Here is a 16,073-nt window from a genome sequence, read left to right as displayed (position 1 = left end):
CCGGCTGCGGGACGCCGGGCCGGCCCGGCGCCTCGCGGCCGCCGGCCTGACCACGACGCGACTGCCCAAGGCGAGCGCCGCCCGGACCTGGCGGGACCTCGCGGGCGGGGGCGGTCCGTCACTGGCCGCCGGGACGGCCAAGCTGTGGCTGGACGGCCGCCGTGCCTTCACCCTCGACCGCAGCGCCGAGCAGATCGGCGCGCCCACCGCGTGGAGCCAGGGCTTCACCGGCAAGGGCGTCAAGGTCGCCGTGCTCGACTCCGGGTACGACCCCGATCACCCCGACCTGAAGAACGCGGTCAAGCAGTCACGCAACTTCAGCGACGAACCCGACATCCGCGACAACATTGGCCACGGCACCCATGTGACGTCGACCATCGCGGGGGCGGGGGAGAAGTACCGGGGCGTGGCCCCGGACGCGGAGATCGCCGTGGCCAAGCTGGGCAGCCGCACGTTCACCGAATCGGCTCTGCTGGCCGCCATGGAATGGGCCGCCGTCGAGGTCGGGGCCAAGGTCGTCAACATGAGCCTGGGCGGTTCCGACACACCCGGGCTGGACCCCGTGGAACAGGCCGTGAACGTGCTGTCGGAGCGGACCGGCGCGCTGTTCGTGGTCGCCGCGGGCAACTCCGGCCGCAACCCGGTGAGCAGCCCCGGCAGCGCCGACGCCGCCCTGACGGTCGGCGCCGTGGACCGGGACGGCCGCCTGGCCCCCTTCTCCAGCGCCGGGCCCCGCCTCGGCGACCACGCGATCAAGCCGGACGTCACGGCGCCGGGCGTCGGGATCGTGGCGGCGCAGGCGGGCGGCGCCCACGTCGCGATGGACGGCACCTCGATGGCCGCGCCGCACGTGGCCGGGGCCGCCGCGATCCTCGCCCAGCGCCACCCCGGCTGGACCGGCCCCCGGCTGAAGGCGGCCCTCATGGGCAGCGCGGCGCCCGCGGCGGACGAGACGCCGTACCGGCAGGGCGCCGGCCTGGTCGACGTGGCCCGCGCGCTCGCCCAGCCCGTGGTGGCCGAACCGGGCAGCCTGCACGCGCTCTTCCCCTTCGGCACGGCCGAGCGGGGGGCGACCAGGACCATCACCTACACCAACACCGGCGACACCCCGGTCACGCTCGGCCTGACCGCCGAGGGCGAGCTGCTCCGCCTCTCCGCGGACCGCGCCGAGGTGCCCGCGCACGGGCAGGCGACGGTCACGCTGACGATCGACGCGAGCGGCAGGCCGACCGGCGACCACCCGGGCGTCGTCACCGCCCGGTCGGGCGACCAGGTGATCCGGACGCCGGTCGGCGCGTACGTGGAACCGGAGACCCACCTGGTGACCGTCACGGCCCTGGGCAGGTCCGGCACGCCCGTCGACCCGCTGGTCCACGCCTTCGACCCGGAGACCGGCGTACAGCACGAGCTGTCCTTCGCCGACGGCCGCGCCGGGATCAGGCTGCCCAGGGGGCGGTGGAGCCTGCTGTCGGATACCTCCGAGCGCGAGGGCACCACCATCGCCCACACCGTCGTCACCGTGGGCGAGACCGACCAGGAGGTGACGCTGGACGCGCGGGCCGGCAAGCAGTTCCTGTTCTCGATCGACGACCCGGGCGCGGTCCAGGACAACGGCTTCGACTTCCAGCTGGAGTCCGGGAAATGGGCCACGGCCTGGCTCTCGTTCACGAGGTACCCGGACCGGCTGTTCGTCGTCCCGGCCCGCGAGCCCGGCCTGAAGTTCCTGATCAGGAACCAGTGGGTGAACGAGGCCACCGGCTCCCTCTACGACCTCGCCCGGCGTCACGTCGGCGGGCTCCCGGACGATCCCGGCTACGCGGCCGAACGGCGGGAGCTGGCGAAGGTGACCTCGACCTACCGGGCCTCGGGCACGGCGGGCACGGCGGGCACGGCGACTCCGCTGACGACGGTGCGTCTCGGCAGCGCAAGCGGCATGCCCCTGGCGCCCCCCAAGGACGTGGACCTGCCCGGCACGCTGACCCAGTACCGGACACCCGGCCTCTCCTGGAGCGGCGCGCTCCTGATCGGCACCGCGCTGATCACGGGCGAGGAGAGGACCGCACGCCGAGGCTCCACCAGAGAGCTGTGGAACGCCGCGGTGACGGGCCCGTCGCTCGCCGGGATCCACGCCCGGCGCACCGGCGACCAACTGGTGTTCCGCCCGGCGGCCCTGTTCGCCGACGGCGCCGCCGGACGGGCCGGGAGCGACGAGGCGGCCACGGGCACGGCGACCGTCGCCAGGGACGGGCAGGTGCTCGCCACCGCCGACCTGGCCGGCTGCTGGATCGACTCCCCGGAGTCCTGCGAGATGCGGGCGAAGCTGCCGGCCGGAGCCGCCACGTACACGATCAGCGCGTCCGCGCGCCGGCCGGCCGCGACGCTGTCCACCGCCGTGGACGCCGTCTGGACGGTGCCCTCCGCGCGCACCGGGGAAGAACGGCCGCTGCCGGTGATGGCGATGCGCTTCGGCCCGGCCGGGCTCGACGCGGTCAACCGCGCCCCCGCCGGATCGCTGACCCGGCTGCCGATGCGGCTGGAGGGCGGGGTCCGGCCGGTGAGCGTCCGCCTGGAGACGTCCGCCGACGACGGCGCGACCTGGCGGCCCGTGCGCGCCTCCGGCGCGGGTCCGTCCTGGCAGGCCGCCGTCCGCAACCCGGGCACACCGGGCTACGTGTCGCTGCGCGTCCGGGTCGAGGCGGCCGGCGGCGCCGCCCTCACCCAGACCGTCGTCCGGGCGTACGCGGTGGGCCCGCCATAGCCGCGTCGAGCTCGCGCGACGAACGCTGAAGCGGTCCTGGCAGGGTCACGTTGAGGATGGTGGGCCCGCCGTCCGGGCTGTTCAGCAGGAACGACCCGTCGTGCGCCTCGACCCGGCGGCGGATGCCGGTGAGCCCGGGGCCGCTCTCGTCCGCCCCGCCGCGTCCGTCGTCCACCACCCGCAGGCACAGCCGGTCGTCCCGGTGGCGGACGCTGACGACGGCGTACCGGGCCCGGCTGTGCCTGGCGACGTTGGCGAGCGCCTCGGCCACCACGAAGTAGGCGGTGGCCTCGACGGAGGCGGCGGCCCTGACCGGCGGGCCGGCGTCGACGACGCAGGGCACCGGGCAGGCCGCCGCCAGCCCGGTGAGCGCGTCGGCGAGGCTCTTGTCGGTCAGGACGGGCGGCAGGATGCTCCGCACGACGCCCCGGAGCTCGGCGAGCGCCTGCTCGGCGGTGGTCTGTGCCCGTTCGATCGAGGTCATGGCGGTGGCTGTGTCGCCGGCCGTGTCGCTCTCCAGCGCCCGCAGCGCGTCCGCGATCAGCGCGTCGACGGCGACGAGGCGGCTCTGCGTCCCGTCGTGCAGCGACCGCTCGATCCGGCGCAGTTCGGCGAGGTGCGCGTCGAGGACGGCGGCGCGGGTCGCGGTGAGCTGCGCCACGCGCAGGCTCAGGTCGACGCCGGGGCCGGGCCGCAGGAGACGCAGGCCGGACCAGGCCTGCAGCCGGGACATGCGGGGCGCTAGGAGCATGGTGAGCGCGATCTCGATCGGGGCCAGCACGGCGACGGCGAGGGCGCTGGGCAGGTCGCTGACCTCCCACATCCCGTAGGTCGCGGCCGTGGCGTCCCCCGCAGGCAGCACCCACCACCACAGCGCGAAGGTCGCGTCCTGGACCGCGTGGACCGGGAAGGTGAGGGCGAGCACGCCCACGAGGATGCCGGTGGACGCGTGCACGACCGCCCAGGCCAGCTCGCGCCGCACGGGCGGGTCGGCGAGGGCGGCGCGCAGCCCGGCCGGGGGCGGGGGCGGGGCGATGATCTCGTCCGGGTGCCAGCGCGAGAGCCGGGCCCGCTCCCGGTCGGCGACCGCGCGCAACCCGCGCAGCGCGGCCGGCATCAGCGGCAGCCCGACGCCGGCCAGGCAGGCCAGGGCGGTGACGATCACCGTGAGGAGCGCGGCCAGCGCCAGGACTCCCGTGCCTATGCCGCCGACGAGGTATTCGAGCGCGTCCAGGGTGGCACGGCCCCGGCCGAACACGTCCCAGCGCCAGGCCCATCGCGTCCGCCATCGCGCCCGCGGCAGCCGCGCGGCCCGGCAGCCCTCAGCGACCGTCATGGGAACGTACCTCCTCGGCCACGCACAGGGCCGTTCGCTGATCAGCACCGGAGGTACGCAGGTTATAGCCGACATGTCACCATGTCAGGGCTTTTGTCATAAGAGAGGGTCAGGCTCACAGCCGGTGACGGGGACCGGCGACGCCGTACAGCTCGGCGTGCCAGAGGTCGGAGCCGATCCGCTCCACGCCGGCCGTCAGATGGCGGCGGTAGGTGGTGAAGGGCAGGCCCAGCCGGGTGGCGGCGAGCTGCTGGGTGGGCGGGCCGCTCACGTACGTGACGGCGAGCGCCCGGTGCAGCTTGACCGAGCGCGGGTCGTCGCGCAGGGCGTCGATCGCCTCGCGGAGCAGGTCGTGCAGGGCCGTCGCCGGATCACGCCCGGCCCGCCCGGCCCGCTCGGTGACCAGCCGGGTACGCGTCAGCGGCGAGGCGGCCAGCGCGCCGGGCCGCGAGAAGTGGCGTAACGCCTGCCGGACGGCCTCGCCGAACTCGGCCCGTGACAGCACCGCCAGCCGCCCCGCCCCGCCGCCCGCCTCCGGGGCCGTCGTCCGGCCGAAGCGCTCCAGCCACGCCTGGGGCGGCACCGCCCGCCAGTCGTGGGCGAACAGGTCATAGGCCGCGTCCCCGACGCGAGGCCGGACGTCGATCCTGCCGATGCCGCAGCGCCACAGGTGTTCGTGCGCCTCGTGCTCCGGCAGCGCCCAGTAGGACCAGGCCATCTGCTCCGACCGCAGGCACTCCCCGACGGCCCGCCAGCGCATCATCGCCGTCAACGCCCTGCCGCCCGGCCGTCCCCGTGGCAGCCACATCCTGGCGACGGCCAGGTGCTCGCCCGCGCGTAGGGGCGCCGTGGCCCGCGCGTGCGCCCACGCCGCGGCCACGACCGGGTCGGCCGCGAGTTCCTCCTGGTCCGGTCCCGGCAGCCGCAGCCAGGCGAACCAGGCGACGGGCTCGCCCGTGGCGGCCCGGCGGTAGACGCGGAACGCCTCCGGGCGGCGCCCGGCCCAGAAGGCGGCGCAGCCCGCGGCCTCCTCCCCTTCCATCTCGGCCGCCATCTCGACCAGGGCCTCGACGTCCGCCGGGTTCAGAGGCTCCTCGCGGAACTCGGCCGTCGAGTGCGCGTCGCGTACGCTCGCCGGCTGGTCGCCGCGGTGGAGGTGGAGCAGGGCCGCCACGGCGCCGGGCACGTCGGGATCGGCCGCCGTCCGGACCTTTCCGGCCAGGTGGGCCCGGACGCGTTCGTGCATGGCGGCGTGTCCCTGCCGGTCCCGCCAGCGGAAGTCGGCCTCCAGGATCTCGCGCACCAGGGCGTGCGGGTACAGCCCGGAGGCGCCCGACTCCATGAACGGCAACCGGCGCAGCCACCGGAACAGCTCCTCGGCGTCGTGCGGCAGCACCACGCGCAGCAGATCCTCGGTCGTCACGTACGCGTGCGCGCTGACCTCCAGCGCCTGCCGGTGCGCGGCCGAGGGCACCTCGCCCACGAGCTGGTCCAGCAGCGCGGTCACGAGCTCGTGCTCCGGTTCCGCGCCCCCCGACGCCGCGGTCAGCAGCAGCGCCAGCGGATGGCCGCCCGCGAAGGTCAGCACCCGCTCGCGCGACTCCTCGGGCACCCCGCAGGAGTCGAGCAGCGCCCGCGCCTCGGCGGGCGGCAGGTCACGCAGCGGCATGACCCGCAAGGCCCGGGCCCACCCGGGGTCGGCGTGCCAGCGCACGTCCGGGGCGTGCCGGCCGGCCAGCACGACCAGCGCCCCCATCCGCACCCTCGACAGGAACTCCTCCCGCAGCCACTCCTCCAGCTCCTGAAGCTGCTCGAAGGCGTCGACCAGCAGGACCGCGCGCGGGTCGCGCAGCACCGGCGCGGCCTCGGCCTCGAACGCCTCGGGCGACGCCACGAGCCCACGGCCGTCGATGTGCACCACCGGGCGGTTCGCGGCGGCGGCGTCCTGGACGAACCGCCGCAGCAGCGCGGACTTTCCGATGCCGCCGGGACCGTGCAGGTACAGGACACTGTGGCTGCCGTGCAGGGCCGCGTGGAAGGCCGCCAGCTCCGCGCCCCGGCCGACGAAGGCCTGCTCCCGCGCGAGGTGTACCTGTCGCCCCAGTTGCTCCGGTTCATAATCGCTCGCCAGGCGCATACGCCTTGCTCCCCCTCGATCAACCGCTACGGACCGACGGTACGGGCCGCCGGTCCGCGCGGGCGATCCCGCGCACTGCCTCCTGCGGGTACAGCAGGCCGTACCGGCTCCGGAACGGCGGGGATCACGGCCCGCAGGGCAGGGTCACGGCCAGCACGGTGGGCCCGCCGGGCGGGCTGTCCAGGGTGAACGTCCCGTCGTGCGCCTCGACCCGGCCGCGGATGCCGCGAAGCCCGGAACCGTGCCGCTCGTCCGCCCCGCCTCGGCCGTCGTCGGTGATCCGGATCTGGAGCCGGTCGCCCACGCGGCGGGCCTCGACGGCGACGTGCCGCGCACGGCCGTGCTTGGCGGTGTTGGTGAGCGCCTCGGCGACCAGGAAGTACACGGTGGCCTCGACGGAGGCGGCGGCCTTGGCCGGGAGGTCCACGTCCACGGTGCACGGCACCGGGCTGGTCGCGGCCAGGCCGGTCAGCGCGTCGGCGAGGCTCTGGTCGATCAGGACGGGCGGCAGGATGCTCCGCACGACCCCACGGAGCTCGTCGAGCGACTGCCTGACGGCGTCCTGGGCCCGCACGAGGGGCTCTCCGGCCGTGGACGGATCACGTTCCAGCGCGCGACGGGCCGCCCCGAGCAGCACGTTGACGGCGACGAGCCGGTTCTGCGTCCCGTCGTGCAGCGACCGCTCGATCCGGCGCAGCTCGGTGGCGTGCGCGTCGAGGGCCGCGGCGCGCGTCGCGGTCAGCTCCGCCACCCGCGAGGTCAGATCCGTGGCGGAATCCGGGGCGTGGCGCAGCAGCCGCCGCCCGGGCCATGCCTGCAAGCGTGCCAGGCCGGGCGCGGCGATCATGGTGAGGACGATCCACACCGGGATCAGCAGGGCGACGCCGAGAGCGCTGGGCACGTCCCTGATGGTCCACCATCCCCAGGATTCGACCGCGGGCTGCTCCGGAGACAGCAGCAACCACCACAGCGAGAGGGCGGCGACCTTGAGGGCCTGGAGCGGCAGCGTGAGGGCGAGCAGTCCCAGGAGCCCCCCGAACCCGGCGTGGATCACCAGCCAGCCCAGCTCGCGGCGGACTGTGCGGTCGGCGGCCGCGTCGCGCAGCCGGGAGGGGGTCGTGCCCGGGCCGGTGAGCTCCGGGCCCCAGCGCGAGAGCCGCCGTCGTTCGCGGTCGGCGACCTCCCGCAGCTCGCGCAGCGCGGCGGGCACCAGCAGCAGCCCCACGCCGACCAGGCACAGCAGCGCGGTGGCGGTCAGCAGCAGCAGCGCGATCATGGCGACGATCCCCGTGCCCATGCCGCCGACGAGGCGTTCGAGCGCGTCGACCGTGGCACGGCCACGGGCCTGCACGTCCCAGCGTCCGCCCGGGCGCCGACGATCCCCGCGATCGTCGACCGTCATCCACACTCCCACGACTGAGGACCGGACGCTCCGCGGAGGTGGAGCAGGCGGGCATGCAACGGTATAGCAGGCTATATCCGGACTAGTTGCCTCAGCAGGAATTCATTATGAATTGTGGCAGTCAGCAGCCATTCGCCTGGGCAATCCGAGCCGCCTGACGCCCGGGAATGGCCGAAGATGGGGGCATACGGCGATCTTCGACCTCGGGGGACCACGCGTGCTTTCTGAACGGTACGTACTGCTGGACCAGCTCGGCAGCGGCGGCACGGGCACCGTGTGGCGGGCGACCGATCAACTCCTCGGCCGTACGGTGGCGGTGAAGGAGATGCACCTCCGGACGACCGGCCAGACGCGCGCCGCCCAGCTCACCAGGGCCCACCGGGAAGCCCAGGTCATCGCCCGGATCTCGCACCCGAACGTCCTCGGCGTGCACGACCTCCTGATCCACGACGAGCGGTTGTGGCTGGTGATGGAGTACGTGGACGGCCCCTCGCTGAAGGACCACCTCGCCGCCGCCGGCCCGATGACCCCGGCCGACGCCGCGACGATCGGCCTGCAGCTGCTGTCCGCGCTGGAGACCGTGCACGCCGCCGGCGCGCTGCACCGGGACGTCAAACCGGCCAACGTCCTGCTGCGCCGCGACGGCAGGGTGGTTCTGTGCGACTTCGGCATCGCGGCGCTGACCGGGACCGACTCGCTCACCGAGACCGACGCGGTGGTGGGGACGCTCGAGTACATCGCCCCCGAGCGGCTCCGCGGACAGCCCGGAGGGCCGCCCAGCGACCTGTTCTCGCTCGGCGTCACCCTGTGCGTGCTGGTGTCGGGACGGTCCCCGTTCGCCCGGCCGGAGCCCGCCGGGGTGCTGCACGCCATCGCCCAGGAGGCGGCGGACCTCCCGCCCGTCGCCGGGCCGCTGACCCCGCTGCTCGAAGCCCTGCTCCGCAAGGACCCGGCCCACCGCCCGTCCATCGCGGAGGCGAGCGCGATGCTGCGGCCCTTCGCCTCGACGACGCCGACCGTGCCCGACCTGCCGACCCATCCGCGACGACGATCCCGCGCCGTGCCGCGTCGCCGGCTGCCCGGCCTGGTGGCGATCACGGCCGCCGTCGTGCTCACGGCCGCCGTGGCCGCGGTCGCGCTCACGAACCGCGCCCCGGACGACACCCCCGCCGCCGCGGCGGCGACGACGAGCCCCGCCACCCCGCCGGCCAGTCAGCCAGCCACTCAGCCCGCCACCCCCAGCGCCACGGCCGCCGAGCCCCTGCGGCGCGTCCACGCGGTGATGCCCGTCCCCGACGACCCCGAGCTGAACGCCCCGAGCGGCTATTGGCTGTTCTCCGGCGACCGCTACGTCCGGGCCCGCCTCTCCACCCGGGGTTACCCGATAGGCGAGATCCTGCGAGCCGCCACGCCGCTCCGGACGTGGGACGACACCTTCGAGGACCTGCCCGCGTTCCGGGATCGGATCGACGCGACGCTGCGGGTCCCGGGCTCCTCCGATGAGTACTGGGTCTTCTCCGGCCGCGAGTACGTCCGCATCCGCCTGGCGGGCCCCGGCCAGGCGTACGACGACACGCTGGTGGCGGGGCCGCGACCCCTCAGCGACTGGGCGGACGTGTTCGGCGACCTCGCCGACGACGGCATCGACGCGGTGGTGCGCACCCCGGACGACCCGGAGCAGTACTGGGTGTTCTCCGGAGACAGGTACGTCCGGACCAGGCTGGACGGCGAGGGCCCCGGCGGTCAGATCACCCGCGGCCCGGCGCGGCTCGACGGCTGGCCCGGCACGTTCCACAAGGTCCCGGCGTTCAGGCAGGGCATCGACGAGATGCTGCCGGTGCCGGGCGAGGCGAACGACTACTGGGTGTTCTCGGGCACCCGGTACATGAAGATCCGCGTCACCGACGTCGCCTACGAGGACTCGGTGCTGACAGGGCCGAGGCCCATCCGCGACTGGTCCGCTCTCGGCTGAGCCGGGGCCGTCCCTCACCGGACAGTTTTCGGGCAGTGAATGGGTCTGTCGCGTGGACAGCCGAGGACTCTAGCGTCCCTCCGGTCCGACGGGGTGTCGGGATGCAGGGGAACGAGGGAGTCTGCGTTGAAGAGCAAGACCACCGGCGTGCTGTCCGCGCTGCTGGCCGTCGTCACGGCCACGGGAACCAGCGCGTGCGCGGCGGGCAAGACCGAGACGGCCGGGAGCGCCGGGGGGTGCGACACGAGCAAGGGCACGCTCGTCGTGGGCGTGATCGCGCCGATGTCGGGCAAGCTGTCGGCGATCGGGCTCGGCATCCGCAACTCGGTCCAGCTCGCCGTCGACCAGGCCAACGCGGCGTGCGCGGTCAAGGGATACCAGCTCGCGATGGATGCGCAGGACGACGAGGCAAACCCGGACAAGGGCGCCGCGGCGGCCCAGCGTTTCGCCGACGACCCCAACGTCGTGGGAGTCGTCGGCTCGTACAACTCGGGCGTGGCGCGGGCGATCCAGCCGAAGATCGCCGCCGCCAAGCTGCTGCTCATCTCGCCGGGCAACACCGACCCGGTGCTGTCCAGGGGAGCCGACTTCGCCACCGCGCCGAAACGGCAGTACGGCAACTACTTCCGCGTCGTCGGCACCGACGACCTCCAGGGCCCCTTCAACGCCCGCTACATGGTGCAGAAGGAGGGGAAGAAGAAGCTGGCGATCATCACCGACGGCAAGGCCGTGGGTGAGAGCAGCGCGACGGAGTTCGCCAAGGAGGCCGAACGCCTCGGCGCCCAGATCGTCATCCGCGAGAAGGTCAACGAGAACGACAGCGACTTCTCCAGCGTGCTGACCAAGGTCAAGACGCTGAACCCGGAGGCGATCTTCGTCGGTTCGGAGTATCACGTGGCCGGCCCGCTCAGCAAGCAGGCCAGGGACCTGGGGCTGAACGTGCCCGTGTCGGGCACCGACGGCCTGTTCGACCCCCAGTTCATCGCGCTCGGCGGCAAGGACGGCGACGTCGCCACCTCTGTCGGCGCGCCGATCGACAAGCTGGACAGCGGCAAGGCGTTCGTGGACGCGTACAAGAAGAAGGGCTTCTCCGACGGGTACGGCGGTTTCGGGGCCTTCGCCTTCGACGCGGCCAACGTCATCGTCGCCTCGGCCGGCAAGGTGACCGCGAGCGGCGGCTGGAGCGGCGGGCTCGAACAGCGCGCCGAGCTGATCAGGCAGGTCCAGGAGTACCGGACCGACTCGGGCGCCAACGGCACGATCGGATTCGACCAGTACGGCGACAGCGTCAACAAGATGTTCACCGTGTACAAGGTCACGTCCGGTGCGTGGAAGGACGTGCTGAGTGACCAGTTCGAGGCGAAGTAAGCCGTGTCCACTCTGGCGCAGCAGATCGTCAACGGTCTGGTGCTGGGTGCGCTGATCGGCTTGATCGCGCTCGGCTACACGATGCTCTACGGCATCGTCCAGTTGATCAACTTCGCTCACGGCGAGGTGTTCATGGTGGGCGCGTTCGGCGCGCACTTCGTCTCCCTGCGTCTGCTGCCCGCGGACACGCCCTGGTACACGGCGCTGCCGGTCATGTGCGTGACGGCGGTGGCCGTCTCCGTGGCGGTCGCGGTCGCGGTGGAGAGGCTGGCGTACCGGCCGCTGCGCGGCGCGCACAAGCTGGCGCCGCTGATCACCGCGCTCGGGGTGTCCATCCTGCTGCAGGAGGTGGTGCGGGTCTTCTACCCCGGCGCCACCGCGCCGCTGGCCTTCCCGCGCGCCTTCCCCGACGGGCACCTGGTGCTCGGGCCGGTGACGGTCCTGTGGACCGGCGTGCTGGCCCTCGCCGTCGCCCCCCTTCTGGCCGCCGCGCTGCACCTGTACGTGGAGCGCTCCCGCCTGGGACGCGCCATGCGCGCCACGGCCCAGGACCCCGAGACCGCCCGGCTCATGGGGATCGACCCGGACCGGGTGATCCTGGCGACGTTCGTCCTCGGCGCGGCGCTCGCGGGGGTGGGCGCCGTCCTGTACGGCATCCACTACACGCAGATCGACACCGCCATCGGCTTCCAGAACGGCATCTTCGCCTTCACCGCGGCCGTGCTCGGCGGCATCGGCAGCATCCGCGGGGCCATGCTCGGCGCGCTCTCCATCGGCCTGGTGAAGTCACTGGCCGGCCAGTACGCCTGGGGCGGCGCCCAGTACGACTACGTGTGGGTCTTCGCACTGCTGATCCTGGTCCTGATGTTCCGCCCGCAGGGCTTCCTCGGCCGGCCGGAGAGGGTGCGGGCATGACGTCCTCCTTCGTCCGGGACCGCCCGGTCACCGAAGCGCCGTCCCGGCGCGAGCCGCGCCCCGCCTGGCGTTCCGCGCCGGGCGCCGCGCTGGTGCTGCTCGGGGCGCTGTCGCCGTGGGCGTCGGCCGTCATCCCCGGCGGCGCCTATCCCGGCCTGGCCACGCTGCAGTTCTTCGACGCCCCGTACCTGGTCACCGGCTTCCGCCTGCACCTGCTGCTCCTGGGGCTGGCCGCGTTGCTGCCCCGCGCGAGCCGGGCCGCGGGCGCGGGCGCGGCCGTCATCGCGCTCGTCCACATCGCGTTCCTGGCCGCGCTCGGCGTCCTGTCGTTCGGCGGTCCGGTGACGCTGGCCGGCGGCGCCCTGCTGATCTGGCTGGGCCGGAGAGAACCGGCCCCCGAGTGGAAGCTTCCGTCCCGCGCGCTGGCCTGGCCGATCCTGGTGGCGGCCTTCGCCGCCCTGCTGTGGGCGGTGTCGGCGATGCTGACGGCGGGCGGGCAGAGCCGGGCGACCAACCCGCACGGAGGGGCCGAGTTCCTGTCGTTCCTCGGATTCGCCGTCGGCCTGTTCGGCATCCTGTCCGCGTACGGGGTGCTCTCCTGGCTCTCGGCCCTGGCCGAACGGCACCGGGCCTTCAGCCTCACCGTCCTGCTGGCCTGCGCCATGCTCCTGCCGCTCACCGAGGCCGGAACCGGCTACTGGATGACGGTGGCCTCCACCATCGGCATCTACGCGGCCACCGCGATCGGGCTCAACATCGTCGTGGGCCTGGCAGGGCTGCTCGACCTCGGCTACGTGGCCTTCCTCGGCATCGGCGCCTTCACCGCCGCGAACCTGGCCCACGTGGTCTCCTTCCCGGTCGCGGCGCTCGCGGGCGCGGTGGTGGCGGGCCTGCTCGGCGTCGTGGTGGGCGCGCCCACCCTGCGCGTGCGGGGCGACTACCTGGCGATCGTGACGCTCGCGTTCGGCGAGATCTTCTTCCGGGCCGCGCAGAACGACATCGGCGGGCTGACCGGCGGCGCCAACTCCATCCCGGGGATCCCGCCGATCACCCTCTTCGGGCAGGGCTTCGACCAGCCGGTCGGCGGGCTGCCCGCCGGCTTCCTCTACTACGCGCTGACCGTGCTCCTGGTCGCCGGCACGATGGCGGTCCTGGCCAACCTCAAGCACAGCCGCACCGGCCGGGCCTGGCTGGCGATCAGGGAGGACGAGGACGTCGCCAGGGCCATGGGCGTGCGCACCGGCCGGGCCAAGATCCTGGCCTTCCTGGTCGGCGCCACGCTGGCGGGCCTGGCGGGCGCGGTCTTCGCGCACAAGCTCGGCACGGTCGGCTACGAGAGCTTCGACTTCAGCGAATCGGTCACCTTGCTGGCCGCGGTGATCCTCGGCGGCATGGGCACGGTGCCCGGCGCGCTCGTGGGCGCCTCGCTGCTGTTCGTGCTGCCGGAGAAGCTGCGCGAGTTCAGCGACTACCGGCTGATGCTCTTCGGGCTCGCCCTCATCCTCATCATGCGTTTCCGGCCCAAGGGGTTGGTGTCCTCATGACTCTCGTCGCAGAGCGCCTGTTCATGTCCTTCGGCGGCCTCCTCGCGCTGGACGGCGTCTCGCTCACCGTGCCCGACGGCGGCGTGGTCGGGCTGATCGGCACCAACGGCGCGGGCAAGAGCACCGTGCTCAAGGCCGTGTCGGGCCTGCTCCGCCCGCACCGCGGCGAGATCCGCCTCCGGGGCCGCCCCATCCACCACCTGCCGGCGCACGCCGTCCTCGCCGCCGGCGTCGCGCACTGCCCCGAGGGACGTCGCCTGTTCGCCGGCATGACCGTCGAGGAGAACCTGCGCCTGGGCGGCCACCTGCGCCGGGACCGCCACGTCGCGAAGGACATGGCCCGCGTCTACGACCTCTTCCCCGTCCTGGGGGAACGCCGTACGCAACGGGCGGGGCTCTTCTCCGGAGGCGAGCAGCAGATGCTGGCCATCGGCCGCGCCCTGATGGCCCGGCCGGCGCTGCTCATGTTCGACGAGCCCACCATGGGATTGTCGCCCATCATGATCCGGCGCATCCTCGACACCATCGCCCTGCTCCGGAACCAGGGGACGACGATCCTCATGGTCGAGCAGAACGCCCTGGCCGCTCTCATGCTGGCCGACCACGGCTACGTCATCGACCTCGGCCGGACCACCATGTCCGGGCCGGGCACGGACCTGCTGGCCGACCCGCGCGTCCGCGCCGCCTACCTCGGCTGACCGCGGCGGCCGTCTCTAGCGCGTGCCGGGGCGGGCCGGTGTGAGGCGGACGGGCAGGGCGCGGACGAAGTCGCCGTGCGGCTGCCCGTCCCGGACGACCGGCCCGGTGACCTCGATCTTCGCGAACCGCTCGACGAGCAGCCGCACGGTCTCCTCGATCTCGACGAGCGCGATCAGGCGTCCCAGGCACGCGTGACGCCCGGAGCCGAAGTTCAGCACGGGTCTCGGATGCGTACGGCCGATCCGGAACCGCTTCGGGTCGGTGAAGACCGACGGATCGTGGTTGGCGGCGATCACCGAGGCGAACAGCCACGTGCCGGAGGGGATCGCCAGCCCCGCGAACTCCTGGTCCGCGCTCCCGAGCCTCGGGTCCGACCAGACGTTCGGACGCGCCCGCAGGCTCTCCTGGACCGCGCTCGGGATGAGTGTGGGGTCCTCGCGCAGCAGGCGCCACTGGTCCGGATGCGCGGCGAGCGCCATGACGGTGTGCGAGAGGGCCGCGCTCGTGTTGTCGGTGCTGGCTGTCAGCAGCGTGAAGAGGATTTCGAGGATCTCCTCCGTGGTCGTCTCGCCCCGCCGCTCCGCCACGAGGAGCTGGGAGAGCACGTCGTCGCCCGGCTCGGCGCGCCGGCGTTCGATGTGGGCGCGGGCGTAGCCGACCAGCGTGCGGGCGCCGCGTTCGATCTCGTCACGATGGCGGGGATCGGCGCGGAACGCCTTGAGCAGCATGTCCGAGCAGGCCGCGACCAGCTCGTGGTCCTCGGCGGGCGCGCCGATGAGATGGCAGAAGTACGCGGCCGGCACGTGGGGCGCGACGGCCTTGGCGAAGTCGAACTCGTCGCCCGCCAGGCTGTCGAGCAGCCCGGCCGCGATCAGGCGCGCCACGCCCCGGGACCGCTCGATCACCACCGGGCCGAGCAGCGGCCCCAGCAGCCGGCGCTGGCGCCGGTGCGCCTCGCCCTCGAGCGCCGCCGTGTTCGCGACGCTGTAGCGGTAGGCGACGTCGCCCGGATTCAGCCCGCAGGCGGTGAGCAGCTCGGCGAAGCCCACCGTGAACCGCTCGTCACGCAGCAACGCCCGCGCCAGGTCGTAGCTGAGGAACTCCACCCCGCGCGGGCTCCGGGCGACGGGAACGCCCGGCCCGAGCGCCTCGATCATGCCCAGTGGGTCCGAGACGTAGTCAGCGGAGTACACGTCGAGGAAAGGCAAACTGTCGATGTCCCGGGTGAGGTCGCGCATCTGATCCCCCTGATCTCCATGCGGGCTCCGCCGAGCCCGCCGACCGGATCGAGCCTGTCAGCGCGAGCGCGGCATGATCCATCCCGCCAGCGCTACCTCCACCGGTAGCGCAGCCTGTCGGCCGGAGACGCTTTGGGTGGCGTGAGCCGATCCGGTCAGACGCCGACCTCGTAGGGGCGCACGTCCACGGTGTCCTTCCAGCCGGCGTCGGTCGGCAGGGGCGGTCCGCCGTTGCGCGTCAGCACCTGGAAGCGGGCCAGGTGGAGGCGCACGGGATGGTGGAAGTCGCTGGTGAACCGCCAGGAAGACGCGCGCGGCCACGGCCTCTCCGGGAGGCTCGACCGCCGACCGCCGACCGCCGACCGCCGACCGCCGACGGGGGACCGCGCTGTCGTCGGCCGCCCGGTGCCGGGCCCGGTCTGGACCGGCTGACCGACAGGGAACGCGAGGTCCTGACGCTGGTGGCGACCGGCCTGTCCAACGAGGAGATCGCCACCCACCTGACCATCAGCCACGCCACCGCGAAGACCCGCGTCAGCAGGACGATGTCCAGGCTGGGCGCAAGGGACCGCGCCCAACTGGTCGTCCACGCCTACGAGTCGGGCCTGGTCACCCCGGGCGCCCGTTGATCGCCCCGCCCGGTCCGCGCGGGGCGCGCGGCCCGGCCGTAGGGTTGAGCATGATCGAGCAGCGCGCGAAAGGCC

At 73.7% G+C, this 16,073-nt stretch carries 10 protein-coding genes and 1 pseudogene; 7 read left to right on the top strand and 4 right to left on the bottom strand.

The window, feature by feature from the left end:
• Positions 1-2,758 (top strand): S8 family serine peptidase (locus tag KME80_RS33565; protein WP_219510581.1); only part of this gene is annotated, 2,758 nt, incomplete at its 5' end.
• Here the strand turns inward: KME80_RS33565 and KME80_RS33560 are convergent.
• The 3 genes from KME80_RS33560 to KME80_RS33550 form a co-directional block, all read right to left on the bottom strand.
• Positions 2,715-4,094, bottom strand: coding sequence for a sensor histidine kinase (locus KME80_RS33560; protein ID WP_219510580.1), 1,380 nt, complete (start codon positions 4,092-4,094; stop codon positions 2,715-2,717). The genes KME80_RS33565 and KME80_RS33560 overlap by 44 nt on opposite strands.
• A gap of 115 nt (positions 4,095-4,209) precedes the next feature.
• A complete protein-coding gene (locus KME80_RS33555; RefSeq protein WP_219510579.1) occupies positions 4,210-6,231 on the bottom strand; it encodes an ATP-binding protein in 2,022 nt (673 codons plus the stop codon).
• A 124-nt stretch (positions 6,232-6,355) separates the two neighbouring features.
• Positions 6,356-7,633 (bottom strand): sensor histidine kinase, encoded by a 1,278-nt coding sequence (locus tag KME80_RS33550; protein ID WP_219510578.1) that lies wholly within the window; start codon positions 7,631-7,633, stop codon positions 6,356-6,358.
• 217 nt (positions 7,634-7,850) lie between these two features.
• On the opposite strand from KME80_RS33550, the gene KME80_RS33545 reads away from it, so the two are divergent.
• The 5 genes from KME80_RS33545 (at position 7,851) to KME80_RS33525 (ending at position 14,130) form a co-directional block, all read left to right on the top strand.
• Entirely contained in the window at positions 7,851-9,605 is a 1,755-nt protein-coding gene (locus tag KME80_RS33545) for a serine/threonine-protein kinase (RefSeq protein ID WP_219510576.1), read from the top strand.
• 126 nt (positions 9,606-9,731) lie between these two features.
• Positions 9,732-10,973 carry a branched-chain amino acid ABC transporter substrate-binding protein gene (locus tag KME80_RS33540; protein ID WP_219510575.1) on the top strand — a complete coding sequence of 414 codons (1,242 nt, stop codon included), beginning with the start codon at positions 9,732-9,734 and terminating at the stop codon, positions 10,971-10,973.
• A 3-nt stretch (positions 10,974-10,976) separates the two neighbouring features.
• Positions 10,977-11,888, top strand: a complete 912-nt coding sequence (locus KME80_RS33535; protein WP_219510574.1) for a branched-chain amino acid ABC transporter permease — start codon at positions 10,977-10,979, stop codon at positions 11,886-11,888.
• Positions 11,885-13,432: a branched-chain amino acid ABC transporter permease gene (locus tag KME80_RS33530; RefSeq protein WP_219510573.1), complete on the top strand. Its 1,548-nt coding sequence runs from the start codon at positions 11,885-11,887 to the stop codon at positions 13,430-13,432. Before KME80_RS33535 ends, KME80_RS33530 begins: the two co-directional genes overlap by 4 nt.
• Entirely contained in the window at positions 13,429-14,130 is a 702-nt protein-coding gene (locus KME80_RS33525; RefSeq protein ID WP_219510572.1) for an ABC transporter ATP-binding protein, read from the top strand. The genes KME80_RS33530 and KME80_RS33525 overlap by 4 nt, the downstream gene beginning before the upstream one ends.
• Before the next feature lie 15 nt (positions 14,131-14,145).
• On the opposite strand, the gene KME80_RS33520 is transcribed toward KME80_RS33525, so the two are convergent.
• Complete coding sequence (locus KME80_RS33520) at positions 14,146-15,369, bottom strand: cytochrome P450 (RefSeq protein WP_219510571.1); 1,224 nt, start codon at positions 15,367-15,369, stop codon at positions 14,146-14,148.
• Between the two features lie 392 nt (positions 15,370-15,761).
• Here KME80_RS33520 and KME80_RS50890 point away from each other — a divergent pair.
• Positions 15,762-15,998 (top strand): annotated as a pseudogene (locus KME80_RS50890) (response regulator transcription factor); the annotation flags it as partial.
• Between the last annotated feature and the right edge of the window lie 75 nt (positions 15,999-16,073).

This window comes from Nonomuraea ceibae (assembly GCF_019396325.1).
GTDB lineage: Bacteria > Actinomycetota > Actinomycetes > Streptosporangiales > Streptosporangiaceae > Nonomuraea > Nonomuraea ceibae.
The sequence above is the reverse complement of the archived record's forward strand: the minus strand, read 5'-3'. Positions and strand labels throughout refer to the sequence as shown.